The sequence below is a fragment of the Actinoplanes sp. CA-051413 genome (genome assembly GCF_050955795.1).
GTDB lineage: Bacteria > Actinomycetota > Actinomycetes > Mycobacteriales > Micromonosporaceae > Actinoplanes.
The window spans coordinates 8,883,486-8,902,435 of record NZ_CP192100.1 but is presented as its reverse complement, the minus strand read 5'-3'; the positions used below and the strand labels follow the sequence as shown (position 1 = coordinate 8,902,435).

At 71.5% G+C, this 18,950-nt stretch carries 20 protein-coding genes; 9 read left to right on the top strand and 11 right to left on the bottom strand.

Annotation, left to right across the window (positions count from 1 at the left end):
- Positions 1–2: 2 nt before the first annotated feature.
- Entirely contained in the window at positions 3–287 is a 285-nt protein-coding gene (locus tag ACQP2Y_RS42005) for a hypothetical protein (RefSeq protein ID WP_433721886.1), read from the bottom strand.
- 346 nt (positions 288–633) lie between these two features.
- On the opposite strand from ACQP2Y_RS42005, the gene cspE reads away from it, so the two are divergent.
- Positions 634–837, top strand: coding sequence for a transcription antiterminator/RNA stability regulator CspE (gene cspE / locus ACQP2Y_RS42000; RefSeq protein ID WP_015625344.1), 204 nt, complete (start codon positions 634–636; stop codon positions 835–837).
- Between the two features lie 83 nt (positions 838–920).
- Here the strand turns inward: cspE and ACQP2Y_RS41995 are convergent, their stop codons facing one another.
- Positions 921–1,652, bottom strand: a complete 732-nt coding sequence (locus tag ACQP2Y_RS41995; protein WP_433721885.1) for a lysophospholipid acyltransferase family protein — start codon at positions 1,650–1,652, stop codon at positions 921–923.
- 128 nt (positions 1,653–1,780) lie between these two features.
- Between ACQP2Y_RS41995 and ACQP2Y_RS41990 the strand changes: the two genes are divergently transcribed.
- Positions 1,781–1,960 carry a hypothetical protein gene (locus ACQP2Y_RS41990; protein ID WP_433721884.1) on the top strand — a complete coding sequence of 60 codons (180 nt, stop codon included), beginning with the start codon at positions 1,781–1,783 and terminating at the stop codon, positions 1,958–1,960.
- A gap of 34 nt (positions 1,961–1,994) precedes the next feature.
- Positions 1,995–2,882: a hypothetical protein gene (locus ACQP2Y_RS41985; protein ID WP_433721883.1), complete on the top strand. Its 888-nt coding sequence runs from the start codon at positions 1,995–1,997 to the stop codon at positions 2,880–2,882.
- On the opposite strand, the gene ACQP2Y_RS41980 is transcribed toward ACQP2Y_RS41985, so the two are convergent.
- From ACQP2Y_RS41980 to ACQP2Y_RS41965, 4 genes are read right to left on the bottom strand one after another with little or no spacing between them, the layout of a single operon-like run.
- The gene (locus tag ACQP2Y_RS41980) at positions 2,879–3,772 is read right to left on the bottom strand and encodes an ABC transporter permease (protein ID WP_433721882.1); all 894 of its coding nucleotides are present in this window, start codon (positions 3,770–3,772) and stop codon (positions 2,879–2,881) included. The two genes, ACQP2Y_RS41985 and ACQP2Y_RS41980, sit on opposite strands and share 4 nt — an antisense overlap.
- Complete coding sequence (locus ACQP2Y_RS41975; protein WP_433721881.1) at positions 3,762–4,544, bottom strand: ABC transporter ATP-binding protein; 783 nt, start codon at positions 4,542–4,544, stop codon at positions 3,762–3,764. The genes ACQP2Y_RS41980 and ACQP2Y_RS41975 overlap by 11 nt, the downstream gene beginning before the upstream one ends.
- A 58-nt stretch (positions 4,545–4,602) precedes the next feature.
- Positions 4,603–5,664, bottom strand: coding sequence for an ABC transporter substrate-binding protein (locus tag ACQP2Y_RS41970; RefSeq protein ID WP_433721880.1), 1,062 nt, complete (start codon positions 5,662–5,664; stop codon positions 4,603–4,605).
- Positions 5,665–5,672: 8 nt separating this feature from the next.
- Positions 5,673–6,098 (bottom strand): RrF2 family transcriptional regulator, encoded by a 426-nt coding sequence (locus ACQP2Y_RS41965; protein WP_360545049.1) that lies wholly within the window; start codon positions 6,096–6,098, stop codon positions 5,673–5,675.
- Positions 6,099–6,275: 177 nt separating this feature from the next.
- On the opposite strand from ACQP2Y_RS41965, the gene ACQP2Y_RS41960 reads away from it, so the two are divergent.
- Positions 6,276–7,493, top strand: coding sequence for a radical SAM protein (locus ACQP2Y_RS41960; RefSeq protein ID WP_433721879.1), 1,218 nt, complete (start codon positions 6,276–6,278; stop codon positions 7,491–7,493).
- Here the strand turns inward: ACQP2Y_RS41960 and ACQP2Y_RS41955 are convergent.
- Genes ACQP2Y_RS41955 through ACQP2Y_RS41940 form a run of 4 tightly spaced genes read right to left on the bottom strand, consistent with a single transcriptional unit; the run spans position 7,474 to position 11,619 of the window.
- Positions 7,474–7,860, bottom strand: a complete 387-nt coding sequence (locus ACQP2Y_RS41955) for a hypothetical protein (RefSeq protein ID WP_433721878.1) — start codon at positions 7,858–7,860, stop codon at positions 7,474–7,476. The genes ACQP2Y_RS41960 and ACQP2Y_RS41955 overlap by 20 nt on opposite strands.
- A 57-nt stretch (positions 7,861–7,917) precedes the next feature.
- The gene (locus tag ACQP2Y_RS41950; RefSeq protein ID WP_433721877.1) at positions 7,918–9,993 is read right to left on the bottom strand and encodes an SIR2 family protein; all 2,076 of its coding nucleotides are present in this window, start codon (positions 9,991–9,993) and stop codon (positions 7,918–7,920) included.
- Entirely contained in the window at positions 9,990–11,261 is a 1,272-nt protein-coding gene (locus ACQP2Y_RS41945; protein WP_433721876.1) for a YqgE/AlgH family protein, read from the bottom strand. Before ACQP2Y_RS41945 ends, ACQP2Y_RS41950 begins: the two co-directional genes overlap by 4 nt.
- Positions 11,262–11,265: 4 nt before the next feature.
- Positions 11,266–11,619 carry an effector-associated constant component EACC1 gene (locus tag ACQP2Y_RS41940; protein ID WP_433721875.1) on the bottom strand — a complete coding sequence of 118 codons (354 nt, stop codon included), beginning with the start codon at positions 11,617–11,619 and terminating at the stop codon, positions 11,266–11,268.
- Between the two features lie 170 nt (positions 11,620–11,789).
- Here ACQP2Y_RS41940 and ACQP2Y_RS41935 point away from each other — a divergent pair, with 170 nt between their 5' ends.
- The 4 genes from ACQP2Y_RS41935 to ACQP2Y_RS41920 all read left to right on the top strand — a co-directional run bounded on the left by ACQP2Y_RS41935 (position 11,790) and on the right by ACQP2Y_RS41920 (position 16,382).
- On the top strand, positions 11,790–13,085 hold the full coding sequence (locus ACQP2Y_RS41935; protein ID WP_360547032.1) for a M16 family metallopeptidase: 1,296 nt from the start codon (positions 11,790–11,792) through the stop codon (positions 13,083–13,085).
- On the top strand, positions 13,082–14,401 hold the full coding sequence (locus ACQP2Y_RS41930; RefSeq protein WP_433721874.1) for a M16 family metallopeptidase: 1,320 nt from the start codon (positions 13,082–13,084) through the stop codon (positions 14,399–14,401). Before ACQP2Y_RS41935 ends, ACQP2Y_RS41930 begins: the two co-directional genes overlap by 4 nt.
- The gene (gene nudC, locus ACQP2Y_RS41925; protein ID WP_433721873.1) at positions 14,398–15,396 is read left to right on the top strand and encodes an NAD(+) diphosphatase; all 999 of its coding nucleotides are present in this window, start codon (positions 14,398–14,400) and stop codon (positions 15,394–15,396) included. Before ACQP2Y_RS41930 ends, nudC begins: the two co-directional genes overlap by 4 nt.
- A 104-nt stretch (positions 15,397–15,500) precedes the next feature.
- Positions 15,501–16,382, top strand: a complete 882-nt coding sequence (locus ACQP2Y_RS41920; protein WP_433721872.1) for a phytanoyl-CoA dioxygenase family protein — start codon at positions 15,501–15,503, stop codon at positions 16,380–16,382.
- 52 nt (positions 16,383–16,434) lie between these two features.
- On the opposite strand, the gene ACQP2Y_RS41915 is transcribed toward ACQP2Y_RS41920, so the two are convergent.
- Entirely contained in the window at positions 16,435–16,677 is a 243-nt protein-coding gene (locus ACQP2Y_RS41915; RefSeq protein WP_360545033.1) for a mycoredoxin, read from the bottom strand.
- An 81-nt stretch (positions 16,678–16,758) separates the two neighbouring features.
- On the opposite strand from ACQP2Y_RS41915, the gene ACQP2Y_RS41910 reads away from it, so the two are divergent.
- The gene (locus ACQP2Y_RS41910) at positions 16,759–18,903 is read left to right on the top strand and encodes an ATP-dependent DNA helicase UvrD2 (protein WP_433721871.1); all 2,145 of its coding nucleotides are present in this window, start codon (positions 16,759–16,761) and stop codon (positions 18,901–18,903) included.
- Positions 18,904–18,950: the final 47 nt, after the last annotated feature.

The window sequence follows — 18,950 nt, the reverse complement described above, 5'->3', positions numbered from 1 at the left end:
GATCAGGTCGTGGCGGCGGCCAGCAGGTGCAGCAGGGCGGCCGCGTAGGCCTCCTCCGGCGTCGACGCGGTGAACGTCCGATCCTCACCCAGCAGGGTGATGTCCACATCCCAGCCGCGGTCCGTGCGGCGCAGGGCCCGCAGCGTCCCGCCGAGCAGCTCCCGAAGCTGGTCCTCGCGGGGCAACCACAGTGCCTCGTCCAGCTCCACGTCGTCCATCGCCCACTCCGTGGTGCCGTTGAAACCGATCACCCGGCCCTCCGGCAACGAGTACACCTCAATGGTCATGTTGCTCAGTACAAACACGTCTTCGTCCAGGTCACGGTCGGGGATCGCGAAGCGGTCACCCGGCCCCGGCTTCCAGATCAGACCGGCTTCCCTGAGCTCCTGTGCTACTTGCACGCCGATCACCGGTGCGCTCCCTTCGTCGTGCTAGGCTCCATCGCGTTGTCAGTTTGGTTCCCAAGTACCTAGGAGCGCCTGTGGGGAGTCTGCCCCAGGCGCTCTTTGTCGTAACCCGGGTTTCTCCGGTACGGGCGATCAGTACGGCGACACGAGTCCCGCGAAGTGCGGGTCTTACTACCTCGTTCCTGGCCATAATGGACGGGAACGATCGACCGTCGAGGAGACGAGCATGGTTACCGGCGTAGTGAAGTGGTTTAACGCGGACAAGGGCTTCGGGTTCATCACCCCGGACGACGGCGGTGCCGACGTCTTCGCCCACTTCTCCGCCATCCAGACTTCCGGCTACCGCAGCCTGGACGAGAACCAGCGGGTTGAGTTCGAGGTGACCCAGGGCCAGAAGGGCCCGCAGGCCGCGAACATCCGCCCGCTCTGATCTCAGCCACACGCTGACCACCGGCGCCGGTCCCCTCGGGGGTCGGCGCCGGTGACGTTTCCGCCCCGGCGCGGTGGTCGTCTTCAGGCCTCCGCCGGGGTCGCGTCACCGACGCCCTCGGGCCGGGGCGCGGTGCCACCCAGGTGGGCCGGCAGCCACCAGCGGTCGTCCGGCCCGGACGGCTTCTCCGGGTATTCCCGCTGGGCCGCGTCCAGCAGCGCGCTCAACCGCTGCCGCAGGACCACCGTCGTCGCCTCCGCGGTGGCGCCGGCCGCCGCCCGGATCGGCTCGCCGATCTTGATGATCACCGGCACGTGCCGCTTGGTCAGATCTTTCGGGTGGCCCTTGGTCCAGAGCCGGTGCGGTCCCCAGACCGCCATCGGGATCAGCGGCACCCCGGCCGCCTGGGCCAGCCGGGCCGCGCCCGACTTCAGGCCCTTCACCGTGAACGACTCGCTGATCGTGGCCTCCGGGAAGACGCCGACGACCTCGCCGTTCTTGAGGGCCTTCTCCGCCTCGTTGAAGGCCGCGGTGCCCGCCCTGCGGTCCACCGGGATGTGGTGCATGCCGCGCATCAGCGGCCCGCTGACCTTGTGGGTGAAGACCGACTTCTTGGCCATGAACCGGACCAGCCGCTTGGCCGGCTGGGCGCCGAGGCCGCAGAAGATGAAATCGAGGTAACTGGCGTGGTTGCTCGCCAGCACCGCCCCGCCCGTGGCGGGGATGTGCTCCGCCCCTTCGATCTGGATCCGCAGGTCAAGGACACGGAACATCGTCTTGGCGAGGCCGATGACGGGGGGATAAACGATTTCCATCCGATTACGGTACCGGGGCAGGGTGAAGGTTGCCTGGCAGGAATGCAACCGATCCGGCCCCAGCGGCGTCTTAGAGATGACTGTGCCGGATCCCGGGAGGGGTCCGACTTCGCTGGGGAGGCTTTCGCATGCAGACCGTGTCCGCCCGCCGGGAGCTGGGCCTCGTGCTGGCGTTGGCCGTCTTCGGGCTCGCTCTGGTGCTCGTCGTCGCATTCGCCCCGTGGTACGGACCGGTCGTGCCGGGCGATGCCGGGGCCTCCGTGGTGCAGACCCTCCCGCCGGAGGCCGCAGCCGCACTCGGCCGGTAACCCATGACGCGTCCCGGTGGTGTTCACTGGGATGATGTCCGAGAGCACACAGACCCCCGCCGTCTGGTCGCGGCCGGGTGGTGCGTGGGGTTCGGGCACCGTGACCAGTCCGGGCGTACCCCCGCTGGTGCCGCCGCCCGCCCCGCCGGAGTCGCCGCCCGCCGATGGGCCGGAACGGCGCCGGCGCCAGATGTTGATCTTCGGTGGCATCGCCGGTGTGATCCTCGCGGTCGGCCTGGCGGTGATCCTGATCGTGGCCCTGAGCTCGGAGGGCAACCCGTTCGACCGGAAAGCTTCCGCCCCCACCGACCTGCGGCCGCCGCTGGCGCAGATGTGCCCCGCGCCGACCGTGGCGCCCAGCGCGGACCCGACCGGGCGGCCCAGCGCCCCGCCGCCGGCGGCTCCCGGGGAACGGACGACCGACCCCGACGCGGGCATCTCCTACAAGAAGTACGGCGCCCCGTGGGTCCCGTGGGACACCACCTGGCGGGCCGGCACGCTCGAGGTGCCCTACCGGGTCGGCCAGCACTTCGTGACGGAGCAGTACAGCGGCGGCTCGTACCACGCCTCGATCTTGTCGGCGGCGGTCCCGGCGGCCGACAACGACGCGGTGACGGTTGATCTCAAGTGTGTCGGCCGCCAGGTCGCCGCGGACGTACGCGCGGAGTACTACCCGCAGCCGAACACGGTCGAGCCGTTGCGGGACGAGATGACCACGCTGGGCGGGCGGCCGGCCTGGGTCAGCGAGTTCCGGCTGCACTTCAAGGCGGCCGGGCTGACCGCCACCGACGAGCTGTCGGCGGTGGCGGTCATCGACGTCGGCAAGCCGACCGCGGCCGTGCTGTACGTGTCGATCCCCGGCACGCACAAGCAGTTCGACTCGGTGATCGACGACGTCCTCGAGTCGGTGCGGCCGCTCTAATTACCGGTCAGGCCCCAGCGCTTGCGCAGCGCGTTGTCGGCGGCGTTGAAGAGCACGTCGATCAGGATGCCGATCACCAGCACCACGATGATGAACGAGATGACCAGGCTGGACTCGCTGAGGTCGCGCGCCTGCTGCATCCGTACGCCGATGGACAGCGCGCCGGGCACGATCACCAGCAGCTCACCGGCCATCAGGCTGCGCCAGGAGAACGCCCAGCCCTGCTTGAGCCCGGAGATGAACGAGGGCAGCGACGCCGGCAGGATCAGGTGGCGGTACTTGGCGAAGCCCTTCATGCCGAGCACCTGGCCGACCCGCAGCCACGTACGCGGCACGTAGTCGATGCCGCTGATCAGGCCGTTCGCCACCGAGGGGGCGGCGCCGATGATGACCACGAACATGATGGCGCTCTCGCTGATCTGGAACAGCAGGATGGCCAGCGGGAACCACATGATCGACGGCATCGTCTGCAGGCCGGTGATCAGTGAGCCGATGGCCGCCCGCAGCGGCGCGAAGCGGGACACCGCGGCGCCCACGAGGGTGCCGATCAGCACGGCCAGCGCGAAGCCGGTCACCGCCCGCAGCATGGTCAGCCGGACGCCGTCCCAGAAGTCGCCGGTGGTGATCAGCGTGCCCAGGTCACCGAAGACGGTGGCCGGGCCGGGCAGCACGTACTCGGGCTTCCACTGCGCCCAGACCACGGTCTGCCAGGCCAGGATGACGATCGCGATGGCCAGCAACTTGGGCCAGGCGCTGCGCCAGACGCGGCCGCCGAGGGCCGCCTTGCTGCGCCGGGGGCCGAGCTCCAGCGCGTCGAGCCCGGTGATGCGGTCCGCGGCCGCGTTGTCCGAGGCCGTGCGGTTGTCCTGGACGGGAACCTCAGCTTGCATGGCGGGCGACCTCCGCGCGGAGCCGGTCGGTGATCTCGGCGGCCTGGCCGGAGACCTCGGGGGAGTCGATACGCCGGGGGCGCTCGTGCATGATCTTGTAGTCTTCGATGACCCGGCCCGGGCGGCTGCTCAGCAGCACGACCCGGTCGCCGAGGCGGACGGCCTCGCGCACGTTGTGGGTGACGAAGAGAACGGTCAGGTTCTGCTCGCGCCAGATCCGCTCCAGCTCGTCGTGCAGGATGTCGCGGGTCATCGCGTCCAGGGCACCGAACGGCTCGTCCATCAGCAGGACGTCGGCGTTCTGGGCCAGCGACCGGGCGAGGGCGACGCGCTGGCGCATGCCGCCGGAGAGCTCGTGCGGGCGCTTGTGGCCGAAGCCGCCGAGCCGGACGACCTCTAGCAGCTCCTCGGCCCGTTGCCGGCGCTCGGCGCGGCCCATGCCGCGCAGGCGCATGGGCAGCTCCACGTTGCCCAGGACGGACAGCCACGGGAACAGGGCCGCCTCCTGGAACATCAGGGAGACGTGCCGGCCGCCGATGTCGAGGGTGCCGCCGCTGATCTCGTCCAGCCCGGCGACCAGCGAGAGTAGCGTGCTCTTGCCGCAGCCGGACGCGCCCAGCAGACACACGAATTCGCCCTTCGCCACGGTCAGAGAGACCCGGTCGAGGGCGAGCAGGGCGTTGCTGCCGGAGCCGTACTGCTTGGAGACGCTGTCCAGGCGGACCACCACGTCGCGGTCGGTCCGGGCTTCCGTGGCTTGCAGGATGCTCATGGGAACTCCCAGGTCGAAGCCGGCCGGGCCCGCGTCGGCGGACCCGGCCGGAGGCGGATCAGGAGGCTGCGGCGTCACTGACCGCGGGCTGGCCGTCGGCCTTGAGCAACTCGTTGAGCGGGCCGAGGTCGTAGATGCCCTTGAGGTCGACCGGCTTGAGCAGGCCGACGTCCTGGGCGTGCTGCGCACTGGTGTAGAGCGACGAGGCGACCGGGTCGTTGGTGAACGTCAGGTTCTTGAACGCCGAGGCCAGGATCTCGTCCTTGAGCGGCTTGCCGGACAGGGCGCCGAGCTGCTCGTTGGCGGCCTTCTGGGCGCCGGCGTTGTCGGTCGCGATGAGCTTCTCCGCGGCCAGGTGGCCCTGCAGCAGCTTCTTGACCGTCGCCGGGTACTTCTTCAGGAACTCCTGCTTGACGATCAGGTGGGTGGTCACGAACTGCCCATTCGGCCACAGGTCCTTCTCGTTGACCAGCAGCTTGCCCTTGGACTCCAGGATCATCCGGCTCAGGTTGGGCTCGGGCACCCAGGCGCCGTCGATCGCGCCCTGGGCGAAGGCCTGCAGCGCCGTCGCGTTGTCCTGCGGGAGCACGGAGACGTCGCCGCCGCCCTGCTGGTCGGCGTTGAGGCCGTTGGACTTCAGCCAGGCGCGCAGCGCGACGTCCTGGGTGTTGCCCAGCTGCGGGGTGGCGATCTTCTTGCCCTTGAGGTCGGCCGGGGCGTTGATGCCCTCCTTGACCACCAGGCCGGCGCCGCCGGAGGTGCTGCCCGCGATGATCTTGATCGCGGTGCCCTTCGAGGTGGCCCAGGCGTTGATGGCCGGGTTCGGGCCGATGTAGGTGGCGTCGATCGCCCCGGAGAACAGCGCCTCGACCGCGGCCGGGCCGGCGTTGAAGGTCTTCGGTTCCAGCTTGGTGCTGCCCAGCGACTGCTGGAACAGGCCGTTCTTCACCCCGATCAGGGCGGGCGCGTGGGTGATGTTCGGGAAGTAGCCGAGCCGCAGCGCCGGGGCCTCGCCCGACGCGGAGGCGGTGTCGTCGCTCTTGCCGCAGGCGGCCAGGGCGGTGGCGGACAACAGGGCGGTGGCGGCCAGGGCAAGCGCACGGACTGTGCGGGAGCTCATGCTCACTCCTAGTTCGTTCTCAAGGTGGTGGGAATCGCGGAAACAGTGAGTTCGGCGAGCGTGCGGTGGTTCACGACACCCTCGATGGCTTCTTCCACCGCGAGCCAGACGTCTTTGAGCCCGGTGGCGACACCGTGGTACGTCGTGGTCGTGGTGGGCAGACCGCGCACCGTGGTGAGGGCGCCGCCGACGGAGCGGACCACGTCCCCGACGGTGATGTCCTCGGCCGGGCGGGCCAGCGAATAGCCGCCGTCGACACCGCGGTGGCTGTGCAGCAGGCCGGCGCGGCGCAGGTCGAGCAGGATGCCCTGGAGAAAGCTGAGCGGGATGTCCTGAGCCGCGGCCAGCGCGGCCGCCTTGACCAGGTGGGGGTGGTCGGCGGCGATCGCCAGCATGGCCCGGACGGCGTAGTCGGTGCGTGCCGAGACGTACACGGGGCATGTCCTCTCGGTCCGGCGGAGCGCAAACTCTGCTTTCTCTATCTGATGGATGGGAATAGTGGACGAGGTAGGGGACGGTCGTCAAGCCTGAACCGGATGGTGAGAAGCCGGCGACCGGACGTGACGGTGCGGCGAAACATGAACGACTACTGACTGTGGCAATATCGCCCCGTGTTCGCCCTGTCCGAGCGCCGCCGCACGTCCACGACCGTCCGCCTGGCGCCCGGCGTACGGGTGCGGGACTCCATCGCGTACGTGCCCCGCCGCGACCATTTCTTCGCGCTCGACCCGGCCCATCTGCACGCCCTGCGCCGGGTCCGGGCCGGCCGGGCCGGCGACGACGCCGAGACCCGGGCGCTGGCCGAGCTGGGCATCTGCGAGACCGACCCGGACACCCCGCGCCGCGCGTTCTTCGGCCGGTCCGTCGTCGGGCAGCTCGACGTCCTCCCGCAGATCACCGCGCCGCTGGTGGTGAACTGCTTCGCCACCGCCCACTGCCCGCTGCGCTGCCTCTACTGCCACGCCGACGACCTGATGACCGGCTATCGCGAGCAGGAGAACGAGGCCTGGTTCGCCCGGGTGCTGCGCGCTGCCGCGGCGACCCCGGCGATGGTCGGGGTGGTCACCGGCGGGGAGCCGCTGGCCCGGGCCGAGCGCGCCGAGCGGCTCATCTCCCGGCTGGCCGAGACCGGCAAGGCGGTGGTGCTGGACACCTCCGGCGTCGGCGACTTCAGCCGGCTGCTGCCCACCCTGCGCCGCCACCAGGTGCACGTCCGGGTGTCACTGGACAGCGCCGATCCGGCCGGCAACGACGCGCTGCGCCCGGCCAACCGGCAGCACCTGCCGCCGGGCGCCAGCTCGGCCGTCTACGCCGTGGACGCGATCCGGCGCGCGGTCCGCGCGGACGTGCCGTGCAGCGTCCAGACGGTCGTCACTGCGCGCAACGGCGATCTCGCGACACTGCTCGCGCTGCGTGATCAACTCGTCGGTCTCGGGGTCACCACCTGGGTGCTGCACGTCGTCGTGCCGGTCGGCAAGGCGGCGCACCCGCAGCGGGCGTCGCTGCTCGCGCCGGCCGGTGTGCAGGACGTCCTGGACGACCTGGTCCGGCGGACCGCGGCGGAGGGTATGGCGATCGACATCCGGCTGACCAGCACCCACCGGGCGCCGAACTCGACGCTGCTGATCAGCGCCAAGGGCGAGCTCGCGGTGGAGAACGTGGCGGACGGCGGGAAGAGTCTCTTCGCGTTGCCCCGGATCGGGGTCCGCGGTGCCGTGCTCAAGCACTTCCGGGCCCACGTGGACCTGGCCGGGCACGCCGGCCGCTACCTCAACGGATCGCAGGCGCCGTGGGCCGAGGCGGTCGGCGCTACTCTGCCGCGGGCGTGAGGGCCCAGATGGCGGCCGCTTCAAGCAGCGACTTCACACTCGCCTCGTCGCCCTCGGAGATCCGTAACACCCGGGCCGGGACGTACCCGGTCGGATCCAGCTCGCGCAGCCAGGCCGCGGCCAGCGCGCTCTGGTTGGCGGCCTCGAAGACGTTGACCAGCTCGGCCGCGGCGGCCAGCCGGCGCCGGACCGGCCCGGCCGGCCGCTGCCCACCGGCGAACCAGGACTCGAACTCCGCGACGGAAGCCGCCCCGGCCACGTACGCCGTCAGCTCCACGCCCAGAGCGGTGACGCACAGTGCGGCGTCGTCCTCGACGGACGAAGGGACGGAGGTGTGCCCGACGCGCTCCACAACTGTGGCAGTCATACCTGAGACGCTAACTCGGCCGCGCCAAGACCGCGACCTCCGAACGGGCAACCGTGCTCATGGCCGCAGAAACAGCTCGGTCACCCGGGCCGCCAGCAGGTCCAGCACCGGGCGCCCGTCCTCGATCGCCGCGACGAACGCCGCCCACGAGTCCAGCGGGAAGTCCTCGGTCTCCGGCACCGGCTCGTTGTTGAGGTAGCCGGGCAGCAGCAACGCGTTCTGGAACAGCCACGGCACATAACTGCCCTCGGCGTCCCAGCCCGGCAGCTCCCGGGTCCGGAGCAGGTGCCGGCGCAGCTCCTCCTCGGACGACCAGCGCAGCATGTGCGCGTCGTGCTTCAGGCTCTTGATGTACGGGTTGTAGAGATGCCCCGGCCCGAAGCCGAACGTCTGCCGCCACTGTGCCCACAGGATCGCCTCGTCGCGCCCGCCGAGCGTCATGACGTCGTTGGTCGCGCTCTCCAGCAGCATGCTGTTCAGGTACGGCCACAGCGTCAACGGTGTGAGCAGCCTGTTCGCGTCCGTCCGCAGCACCGACTGCACGATCGGCCACGCGTTCTTCTCCAGCTCGTCCCACGAGGTCAGATTGGGCACCGCCTTGACCGCCGCCAGCAGGCTGTACAGCGACGGGTTGTGCTCGCCGTAGAAGGTGCGCGCCACCGACCAGGGGTCCGTCGGGCGCAACAGCGACTCCGGCGAGGTGTCCGCCGGCTGCCGCTGCACCTGGTCGAGGAACTCCGACAGGCTGACGAACTCGCGGACCGCGCCGTGCCCGGTGTGGTCGATCCAGCGGTCCAGGTCGGCCCGGAACGCGGCCGCCGCGTCGATGTCTCGCGAGCCCACGTCGTCGATGCAGACCCGGACCTCGACACCGAGCCGGGCCAGCGCGCCCGCCACGAACGCCTGGACCATGTGGATCACCGAGGCGCGCGGGCGCAGCCGGACCGGCCAGAGCAGCCGGATCGGGCCGACCGTGCCGCGCTGCTGGTTGATCCAGCCGAACCGCCGTTCGAGCTGCAACAGCAGACCGGGCACGTCGCGCGGGGGCTGGGTGCCGGGCTGGGAGACGAGCTGGCGTTCCCAGCTGTGGTGCCGTACCCGGTGCCGCAGGCCGGTCGCCCGCGGCGGCACCGGCACCTGCGCGCGTTCGGCCAGGGCCGGGAAGAGCCGCTCGGAGTCGACGCCGGGGAAGCATTCGACCGGCAGGCCGGTCGCCTCGCGCAGGCGCTCGGCGGTGCTCAGCGCGCCGGCGGCGTCGGGGTCGTTGAGGGCCCAGAGCACGCGTACGGGCCGGGTGCGCGCGGCCGCGGCGATGGCGGCGGTCAGCGTGCCGGACCAGTCGCTGCTGCCGATGACGCAGACGGTGTCGCCGCGGATCAGGTCGGCGGTCGCGGCGATGAGCAGTTTGTTCTCCGCGATGCGGGCCGGGTCGTGCAGCAGTTGCGGGCCCCGGACGTGCAGCGTCGGTCGCCAGAAGCCGTGCAGGTGGAAGACCCGGACAGCGCCGTCGGCACCGCGGGTCGTCCCGGTCGTGCCGCGCTGGTCCAGCGGCAGGCTCACCGCCCGGCCGCCCGCCGAGCGGATCGCGATCTCCAGCAGCGGGTCGAAGTTCGTGGTCAGCACCCGGTGGTCGAAGGCCTCCGGGACCTGGGCGAGCAGGTGCCCGAGCGCCTCGACGCCGCGGGGCAGCTGCCACGAGAACCGGTCGTTCTCCACACCCTCGCCGACTCCGCGTTCGAGCCGCTGGCCCAGGCCGTGGGTGGCCAGCGGGGACTCCATCGGGTCCGGCGCCGCGTACGCCTTCAGCACCGCCTGCTGCGCGATCACGTCGAACGCCCCGGCCGACACCCAGTCGGTGAAGACCCGCCGGTAGGCGCGGTACACGTCGATCGGGCGCGCCCCGACGAGCTCCGAGCGCGCCTGCTCCAGGGCCCGTTCCAGGGCGCCGTCGTCGTTGCGCCCGGCCGCGAAGCTGTCCGCGATGTCCAGGACGCCCTGCACCCGCGGGATGACGCCGGCCGTCACGCCGGAGCCGAGCAGCAGGGTGATCTGGTCGACGTCCCGCAGCCCGGCGGTGAGCCGGTCCAGCAGCAGCACCTCACCCGCGCTGAGTCCTTCGCCCGGGTCGGTCATCGGGCCGCCTGCAGGGACTGCCACAGCTCGCCGGGCCGTTCGGTGAAGACCTGCCGGGCGGTGTGCCGGCTGGCGATCAGCGCCCCGCGGTCGAGGAACTCCTCCAGCTCACCGGCGCGCCAGCCGAGGTATCCGACGAAGACGCGCATCGTGTCGACCGTGGCGGCGACGTCCTCCGGGACAGCCGACAACGCCAGGGTGCCGAGCCGCTCGCGGATCGGGGTGAACCGCAGGGGCTTGGGCGCGCCGGCCCGCAGCAACGTCACCACGATGTAGCCGTCGCGGGCCACCGGACCACCGTGGAACAGCATCGCGGGGTTGCGCAGCAGCGCGCGCCAGGCATCCGGGAACTCGTCCGGGATGTCACCGGCGGGCTGGGTGATGCACACGCCGAGCGCACCGGTCTGGTTGTGCCGCAGCACCAGGATCGCGCGCTGTCCGAGGTCCTCGTCGACGAACCAGGGGGCCGCGTAGAGCACGCTGCCGGCCAGGTTGTGCCGGGGCGCGGCGGGGTTGTGCACCAGGGCGATCTCGCCGCCGGCGTCCCGGGCCCGCAGCTCGGGACGCTCGAAGCCGCGGCGCAGCATCGCCCGGCGGATCGTGCGCCAGACGGTGTGGACAGTCAGCGTGGCCGGCACGGCTTCGGGCGGCGGGGGCCGCAGACCGTCGCGCAGCAGCCGGATCAGCTCACCGGTGAACGCGGTGTGCACCTCGCCGCGCGGCGCCATGGCCGGGCGGTTGGCCGGCGCGGAGACCAGCAGGCAGGTGCCCTCGGTCTCGGCCTTGTCGGCGACCGCGTCCGTGCCGCTGCCGTCGCCACCGAGCTCTGACCCGGCCCGGCCCGAGTAGCAGCAGTCGAGGATCACGACCCGGCGGCGGGCCCGGGTGTCGGCGACGGCCCGGCGGATCCAGTCGTACGGGACGCCCCGCTCGTAGGGCGCCTCGGGGTCACAGCCGGGCAGCCCGAGGATGAGGTTGTCGTCGTCCACGTCGACCAGTCCGTGGCCGGCGAAGTAGACCAGCAGCATCCCGTCGCTGCCGGCCGCCGCAGCGGCCCGCCGGATCGCGCGGCTCACCTCGGCCGGGGACTCCGGGTCGAGCAGCACGTGACAGTTCTCCGGCGGCACTCCCCACAGGTCCTCGTGCTGGAGGAGGTCACGCAGGTCCGTCACGTTGCGCCGGGCGGCGGGCAGCTCGAAGAGCCGCCGGTAGGCCGACACCCCGATGAGGACGAGCTGGGCCGCGGCCGGGTCTGTGACGTCAGTCATGCGACTACTTCTGCTCGCGCTGCTCGAGCTCGGTCAGCGCGACGGCCAGCGACGTGGGATCGGCCACGTCGATCCGGGTGACCGAGCCGTCGGCCGCGGTGTGGGTGATCGTCACCTTGGGCGCCGGCCGGCGAGAGTCGCGCCAGCTGGCCACGGCGAGGGCCAACTGGCCGGCGGACAGCCCGCTGCCGATGATCAGGGTCAGCACGTCGAGCAGCGTGCCCATCAGCTCGGGATCGTCGCCGCCGCCCAGGGCCAGGCCGCCGTCGACGCGGACCGCCTGCTCCCGGCGCAACCAGCGATGCAGCGACTCCGCGTCGGCGGTCGAATCGCACTCCAGGCGCAGCCGTACCGGCACTGGTCTGTCTCCCCGTCGTGGTGGTGGATCGGACGCGACAGGATATCGAAGCATTTACCTCGCGTCACGGACTCACTACGCGAAAGCTAGCACCGCCGATCGAGGGCGCCGGACCACGGATCGGACACGCGCCGCTCCGGGGGGTTAGATTCTCTGGTGTGGCGCGCAAAATGAAGATTCCCGCGACGAAGTATCCGGTGGAACGCTTCACCCTCGACAACGGTCTGCGGGTGGTCCTCACACCCGACCGCAGCGCCCCGGTGGTCGGGGTGGCGGTCGTCTACGACGTCGGTATCCGCTCCGAACCGGAGGGACGCACCGGCTTCGCCCATCTCTTCGAGCACCTGATGTTCCAGGGCTCGGAGAATCTGGAGAAGCTGGCGCACTTCCGGCACGTGCAGGGAGCCGGCGGCAGCTTCAACGGCTCGACCCACCTCGACTACACCGACTACTTCGAGGTGCTGCCCTCCGGCGCTCTCGAACGTGCGCTGTTCCTGGAGGCCGACCGCATGCGCGGTCCCCGCCTGACCGAGGAGAACCTGCGCAACCAGGTCGACGTGGTCAAGGAGGAGATCCGGGTCAACGTCATGAACAGGCCGTACGGCGGTTTCCCCTGGCTGCGGCTGCCGCCGGTGATGTTCGAGACCTTCGCCAACGCCCACGACGGGTACGGCTCGTTCGGCGACCTGGACCACGCGACCGTGGCCGACGCCGAGGAGTTCTTCGACAAGTACTACGCCAGCGGCAACGCGGTGCTCGCGGTCGCCGGTGACTTCGACGTGGCCCAGGCGACCACGCTGATCGAGCGGCACTTCGGCGACGTGCCGGCCCGGGGCAAGCCCGACCTGCCCGACTTCGCCGAGCCCGACATCGACGGCGAGCGCCGGGAGGCGTACACCGACCGGCTCGCCCCGCTGCCCGCGGTGGCCAGCGGCTGGCGGCTGCCCGACCCGATCGCCGAGTTCGAGGCCTACCTGCCGTACGTCGTGCTGGCCGAGGTGCTGACCGACGGCGACGCGTCCCGGCTGGTCGAGCGGCTGGTGCAGCGCGACCGTACGGTCACCAGCGTCGGCGGCTACATCGGCTTCATGGGCGACGAGTACCAGGTCCGCAACCCCACCGCGATGCTGCTCCAGGCGCACATGCCCCCGGGCGGCGACGCGGACAAGGTGCTGCGCACCATCGACGAGGAGCTGGACCGGCTCGCCACCGGCGGCATGGCACCCGGCGAGCTCGCCCGCACCCAGGCCCGGATGGCCACCCACCTGCTGCGCGACACCGACGCCGTGCTCGGCCGGGCGCTGCCGATGGCCGTCCTGGAGACCCAGCGCGGCCGCCCGCAGCTGCTCAACGAGCTGCCCCGGCTGGTCGGTGAGGTCACCGAGGCGCAGATCGTCGCCGCCGCGGCCACCCTGCGGCCGGAGCGCCGTTCCACCATCGAGGTCATCCCGGGAGCCAACCAGTGACTGCGCGAGAACTTCCGGAGCTGATTCCGGACTCCAAGCTCAAGCTGCCCAAGCAGGCCGAACGCAAGCTCAGCAGCGGCCTGACGGTCATCGCGATCCGGCGCCAGGCGGTGCCGCTGATCGAGATGCGGCTGCGGGTGCCGTTCGGCCGGGCGCCGCTGGCCCGGGCCACCCTGCTGTCCCAGGCGCTGTTCACCGGCACGGCCACGATGTCCAGCATCGACATCGCCGCCGAGCTCCAGGCCGTCGGCGGCGGACTGTCGGCCGGGCTGGACCCGGACCGGCTGCTCGTCACCGGCAACTCGCTGGCCGCCGGCCTCGACCGGATGCTGGAGATCCTGGCGGCGGTGCTGACCGACCCGACGTACCCGGCCGAGGAGGTGGCCACCGAGCGGGACCGCCTGGTCGACCACATCCAGGTCGCGCAGAGCCAGCCGGCCCACCTGGCCCGTACGGCGCTGCTGCACCGGATGTACGGCCGGCACCCGTACGCGGTGCAGACGCCGGAGCCGGAGCAGGTCAAGGGTGTCCGCCCGGCGCAGCTGCGCGCCCTGCACGCCGACCGGGTCCGCCCGGACGGCGCGGTGCTGGTGCTGGTCGGCGACCTCAACCCGGAGAAGGCGATCGACGCCGCCGAGAAGGCGCTGGGTGGCTGGATCGGCCCGAGCCGCGACGGCAACGTGCCGCCCACGCCCGAGCTGGAGCCCGGCCCGCTGCTGCTGGTCGACCGGCCCGGCGCGGTGCAGTCGTCGCTGCGGATGGCGCTGCCGGCGGTGTCCCGCACCGACCCGGAGTATGCGGCTCTCCAGCTGGCGAACATGGTCTTCGGCGGCTACTTCTCGTCGCGCTGGGTGGAGAACATCCGCGAGGACAAGGGTTACACGTACGGCCCGCACAGCTCGATCGAGCACTTCGTCGCCGGCTCCGCGCTGGTGGTGGCGGCCGAGGTGGCCACCGAGGTGACCGGCCCGGCGATGCTCGAGACCCTGTACGAGCTGGGCCGGGTGGCCAGCCTGCCGCCGGGCGAGGAGGAGCTGGAGCAGGCCCGCCGCTATGCCCTGGGCACCCTGCGGCTGGGCATGTCCACCCAGGCCGGGCTGGCCGGGCTGGCCAGCATCTACGCGAGCTTCGGCCTGCGGCTGGACTACCTGAGCGAGCACTCGGCAGCGCTGGCCGCGGCCACCCGTGAGCAGGTCACCGAGGCGGCAGCCAAGTATCTGGCCCCCTCGCAGGCCGTCACGGTGGTGCTCGGCGACGCCGACAAGGTCGAGGCACCGCTGGCCGCCCTGACCCCGGTGGAACGCGGGGCCGCGTGAGCGAGCCCGTGGCAGCGTCCGGCACCGGTGAGCAACCCGACGTGGGGGAGCAGCCGGGGCCGGCCGTCCCGCCGCTCGCCCGGACCAGCCTGGACCGGGCGGCGCACCACCGCACCGACGACGACTGGCTGGCCGAGGCCTGGAAGACCGGCCTGGTGCTGGTCATCGACATCGGCAAGGGCGGCCGGGCGCTGATCACCGAGCGCCCGGACGGCACCCCGACGCTGGTGCTCGTCGGCGCTGACGCGGCGCCCGAGGGCGAGCGCCTGTTCCTCGGGGTCGACCCGGCCGGTGTGCCGATCTTCGCGATCGACGCCCCGTTGCCCGCGTCCGACGACGCCGAGGCGCGCACCCTGCGCGACATCGGTGACCGCCTCGACCCGCGGGACGCCGGCATCCTGACCACCGCCGCGGCCCTGGGTAACTGGCATGCCAGCCACCGTTTCTCGCCGCGCAACGGCCAGCCCACCACGGTCATCGAGGCGGGCTGGTCCCGGGTGGATGCCGAGGGCCGGGCCATGTGGCCGCGTACCGACCCGGCGATGATCGTGCTGGTGCACGACGGTGTGCCGGGAGCGCAGGGCCGCTGCCTGCTGGGCCACAACGCGGCCTGGCCCGAGACCGGGGGCGTCCGCCGGTTCTCCTGCCTCGCCGGTTACGTCGAGCCGGGCGAGTCCGCGGAGGCCGCCGTGGTGCGCGAGGTCCAGGAGGAGGTCGGCGTCCGGCTGCGGTCCTGGCAGTACGAGGGCAGCCAGTCCTGGCCGTACCCGGGCTCGCTCATGCTGGGCTACACCGCGGTGGCGGACCGGGAGCAGCCGATCACGGTCGATCCCGAGGAGATCGACGAGGCGCGCTGGTTCACCCGCGAGGACATCACCCGGATGATCGCCGGCGACTACGTGGAGCCGGAGAGCGGCGTACGGATGAATCTGCCCATGCGGTCCTCGATCGCGTTTTATCTCGTTGAGCGATGGTTGGGCGATTTCCCCCGATAAGAGATTCACATTTCTCTAATCAAAGGATTCTTCACACTCACTTAGCAACGAACGGGGGACACTCCAGCGTCTGGTAGAGCAGACACGGAGGAAGAGGTAGATAGATGTCCCTGCTTGCTGAGCAGACCTGGACGCCGATGACGGCCGAGGAACGCGAGCGGTTCGACCGCGACGGCTTCCTGGTCATCCCGGCGGTGCTGACCGAGGACGAGGTCGCGATCGCGCGTACCGCGATCCTGCGCACCAAGGAGAAGGTGGCCCGCGAGGGCGGCCTCGGTGCCAACGGCGCGCTGCACCAGCTCTCCGCGGTCACCAACAACCCGGAGCTGGCGTTCCTGCTGGATCACCCCAAGGCGTTCAAGTACATCTGGTCGATCCTCGGCTGGAACGTGCACGTCTACCACTCGCACGTGGATGTGCACCCGCAGATCCACGAGCAGCAGAAGGAATGGTGGCACTGGCACCAGGACGGCGGCCGGCAGAACCGTGAGCTGGAGACCGACCCGCGCCCGCGGATGTCGGTCAAGCTGGCCTACTGGCTGTCCGACGTGAGCGAGACCGGCCGGGGCAACTTCACCGTCCTGCCGGGCAGCCACCTGACCAACTGGCTGCCGGGTCCGCCGTCGCGCGGCGTCCCGTGGCCGCAGCCCGAGGGCGCGCTGCAGATCACCGCCAACCCGGGCGACCTGGTCGTCTTCGACCGGCGGTTGTGGCACGCGCGCTCGGACAACTACTCGCCGATCACCCGGGTGGGCGCCTTCTTCGGCTACACCTACCGCTGGGTGGCCGGCCGCGACGAGGTCGCGGACCTGCCCAACACGCCCGAGTGGGCGTCGTTCACGCCGGTGCAGAAGCAGCTGCTCGGCGGGGCCGGCGACGGCAGTGGCGACCACGCCTGGGGCCACTACCCCGAGACCACCCCGCTGTACGGCGAGCTCAAGCGCCAGGGCCTTCTCGACTCGAGCGTCCCCGCGCTGATCCCGTGACGCGGACGGGGCCGGTCGCAACGCGACCGGCCCCCGCCGCGCTCCGGCTCCGCTAGGCGGAGATGGCGGCCAGGTGCTCCTTGACCTGCACGATCGACGGGTTCGTCAGCGCGGACCCGTCGTCGAAGCGCAGGGTCGGCACGGTCTGGTTGCCGCCGTTGACGCCCATCACGAACTCGGCCGAGGCCGGGTCCTGCTCGATGTCGATGACGTCGTACTGGATGCCCTCCCGGTCGAGCTGCGACTTGAGCCGGTGACAGTAGCCACACCAGGACGTCGAGTACATGGTCAACATCGCGCGGGATCCTTTCGGAGACATCACATGGCGGTACGCCATCACGTGAAACGTCGGACCGGGGTGCCATGATTCCCGGTTGTGACAGCCGAACGCGTGCTTGCCGGGCTCGACCCCGATCAGCGGCGGGCCGTGACCGCCCCCGCCGGGCCGGTCTGCATCCTCGCCGGGGCCGGCACGGGTAAGACCCGGGCCATCACCCATCGGATCGCCTACCGCACCCTCAAGGGCGAGATCAGCCCGCGGCACATCCTCGCTGTCACGTTCACCGCCCGGGCCGCGGCCGAGATGCGCGCCCGGCTCACCGCCCTCGGCGCCGGCCGGGTGCAGGCCCGCACGTTCCACGCGGCGGCGCTGCGCCAGGTGCGCTACTTCGCCCCCCGGCTGCTCGAAGGCCGGGCGATGCCCGAGCTGGTCGAGAGCAAGGCCCGCCTCGTCGCGCTCGCGGCCAACCGGGTCGGCATCCGCGCCGACCGCACGGCGGCCCGGGACCTGGCCGGCGAGATCGAGTGGGCCAAGTCGTCCCTGGTCGAGCCGGGGGAATACGTCGTCGCCGCGGCCAAGGCGCTGCGCGAGCCGCCGTACGAGGCCGCCAAGGTGGGCGAGGTCTTCGCGGCGTACGAGGCACTCAAGCGCCGCCAGGGCGTCATCGACTTCGAGGACATGCTGCGCGCCGCCGTCTGGGGCATCGAGGAGCACTCCGACGTCGCCGAGCAGGTCCGCTCGCAATACCGGCACTTCGTCGTCGACGAATACCAGGACGTCAACCCCCTCCAGCAGCGCCTGCTCGACGCCTGGCTGGGCGGGCGCGACGACATCACCGTGGTCGGCGACGCCAGCCAGACCATCTACTCGTTCACCGGCGCCACCTCGGCGTACCTGGTCGACTTCCCCCGCCAGCGCCGCGACGCGGTGGTCGTCCGCCTGGTCCGCGACTACCGCTCCACCCCCCAGGTCGTCGGCCTGGCCAACGCGGTGATCAAGCAGGCCCGCGGCACCGAGGCCAAGCTGCGCCTCGAACTGGTCGGCCAGCGCCCGCCCGGCGCCGAGCCGGACCTCAAGATCTTCCCGGACGAGCCGGCCGAGGCCGTCGCGGTCGCCCGCCGGTGCCGCGACCTCATCGGCGCGGGCACCCCGGCCAGCGAGATCGCGGTGCTGTTCCGCACCAACGCGCAGTCCGAGGCGTACGAGAAGGCGCTGGCCGAGCTGGAGGTGCCGTACGTCGTGCGGGGCGCCGAGCGCTTCTTCGAGCGCACCGAGGTGCGCCAGGCGATGATCGCGCTGCGCTCGGCCGTGCGGTCCACCCCGGGGGAGACCCCACTGGTCCAGGCCGTCGTCGAGGCGCTCTCGGCGACCGGCTGGGCCCCCGGCCAGCCCCCGCCGGGCGGGGCGCAGCGTGAGCAGTGGGAGGCCCTGGCGGCGCTGGTCGCCCTGGCCGAGGAGTACGCCCGCACGCCCGACCTGCTGCCGCTGGGCCAGGCCGGCGCGGTGCAGCACGACGTGTCCCTGTCGGCGTTCTGCGCGGAGCTGGCCCACCGCGCCGAGCAGCAGCACGCCCCCACGGTCGAGGGCGTGACGCTGGCCTCGCTGCACTCTGCCAAGGGCCTGGAGTGGGACGCCGTGTTCCTCGTCGGGCTGGCGGAGGGGACGCTGCCGACGACGTACGCGAAAACCCCCGAGCAGCTGGAGGAGGAACGCCGCCTGCTCTATGTCGGGGTGACCCGGGCCCGGCAGTGGCTCTGGCTGTCCTACGGCCAGAGCCGGTCGCCGGGCGGCCGCGCGCGGCGACCGTGCCGGTTCCTGCCGCAGCTGGGCAGCACCCGCACCGGGCTGGAAAAGGCAAGCGTTGCGGGCGGCAGTCGGAAACCCGTCAATCGCCGCAGCACGGTGGTCTCCTGCCGGATCTGCGGGGCGACGCTGATGGCCGGCGCCGACCGCAAGCTGGGCCGCTGCCCGACCTGCCCGTCGGACCTCGACGAGGAGCTGTACGAGCGCCTGCTGGCCTGGCGCGCGAGCACCGCCGCGGAGCAGAAAGTTCCTGCTTACGTGGTGTTCACAGATGCCACGATCGTGGCGATCGCCGAACGCAAGCCGGCCACCCCGCCGGAGCTGCTGGCCATCGCCGGAATCGGCCCCCGCAAGCTGGGCCAGTACGGCGCCGCGGTGTTCGCTCTGGTGGGTGGCGCGAGCCTCGCGGAGCCGACTTCAGAAATCTTTGAAAACTAGTCCGTTAATTCGTTTGCCCTCGCCCCGCGGCCGGGCTTAGCCTCAGG

What these genes read in the sequence shown, in the direction of transcription:
- ACQP2Y_RS41915 (WP_360545033.1), bottom strand. Translation starts at nt 16,677, where the DNA reads ATGTTGACCATGTACTCGACGTCCTGGTGTGGCTACTGTCACCGGCTC.
- cspE (WP_015625344.1), top strand. Translation starts at nt 634, where the DNA reads ATGGTTACCGGCGTAGTGAAGTGGTTTAACGCGGACAAGGGCTTCGGG.
- ACQP2Y_RS41920 (WP_433721872.1), top strand. Translation starts at nt 15,501, where the DNA reads ATGTCCCTGCTTGCTGAGCAGACCTGGACGCCGATGACGGCCGAGGAA.
- ACQP2Y_RS41950 (WP_433721877.1), bottom strand. Translation starts at nt 9,993, where the DNA reads ATGACCGACCCGGGCGAAGGACTCAGCGCGGGTGAGGTGCTGCTGCTG.
- ACQP2Y_RS41990 (WP_433721884.1), top strand. Translation starts at nt 1,781, where the DNA reads ATGCAGACCGTGTCCGCCCGCCGGGAGCTGGGCCTCGTGCTGGCGTTG.
- ACQP2Y_RS41985 (WP_433721883.1), top strand. Translation starts at nt 1,995, where the DNA reads ATGTCCGAGAGCACACAGACCCCCGCCGTCTGGTCGCGGCCGGGTGGT.
- ACQP2Y_RS41975 (WP_433721881.1), bottom strand. Translation starts at nt 4,544, where the DNA reads ATGAGCATCCTGCAAGCCACGGAAGCCCGGACCGACCGCGACGTGGTG.
- ACQP2Y_RS41955 (WP_433721878.1), bottom strand. Translation starts at nt 7,860, where the DNA reads ATGACTGCCACAGTTGTGGAGCGCGTCGGGCACACCTCCGTCCCTTCG.
- ACQP2Y_RS41980 (WP_433721882.1), bottom strand. Translation starts at nt 3,772, where the DNA reads ATGCAAGCTGAGGTTCCCGTCCAGGACAACCGCACGGCCTCGGACAAC.
- ACQP2Y_RS41935 (WP_360547032.1), top strand. Translation starts at nt 11,790, where the DNA reads ATGAAGATTCCCGCGACGAAGTATCCGGTGGAACGCTTCACCCTCGAC.
- ACQP2Y_RS41945 (WP_433721876.1), bottom strand. Translation starts at nt 11,261, where the DNA reads ATGACTGACGTCACAGACCCGGCCGCGGCCCAGCTCGTCCTCATCGGG.
- ACQP2Y_RS42005 (WP_433721886.1), bottom strand. Translation starts at nt 287, where the DNA reads ATGACCATTGAGGTGTACTCGTTGCCGGAGGGCCGGGTGATCGGTTTC.
- ACQP2Y_RS41995 (WP_433721885.1), bottom strand. Translation starts at nt 1,652, where the DNA reads ATGGAAATCGTTTATCCCCCCGTCATCGGCCTCGCCAAGACGATGTTC.
- ACQP2Y_RS41970 (WP_433721880.1), bottom strand. Translation starts at nt 5,664, where the DNA reads ATGAGCTCCCGCACAGTCCGTGCGCTTGCCCTGGCCGCCACCGCCCTG.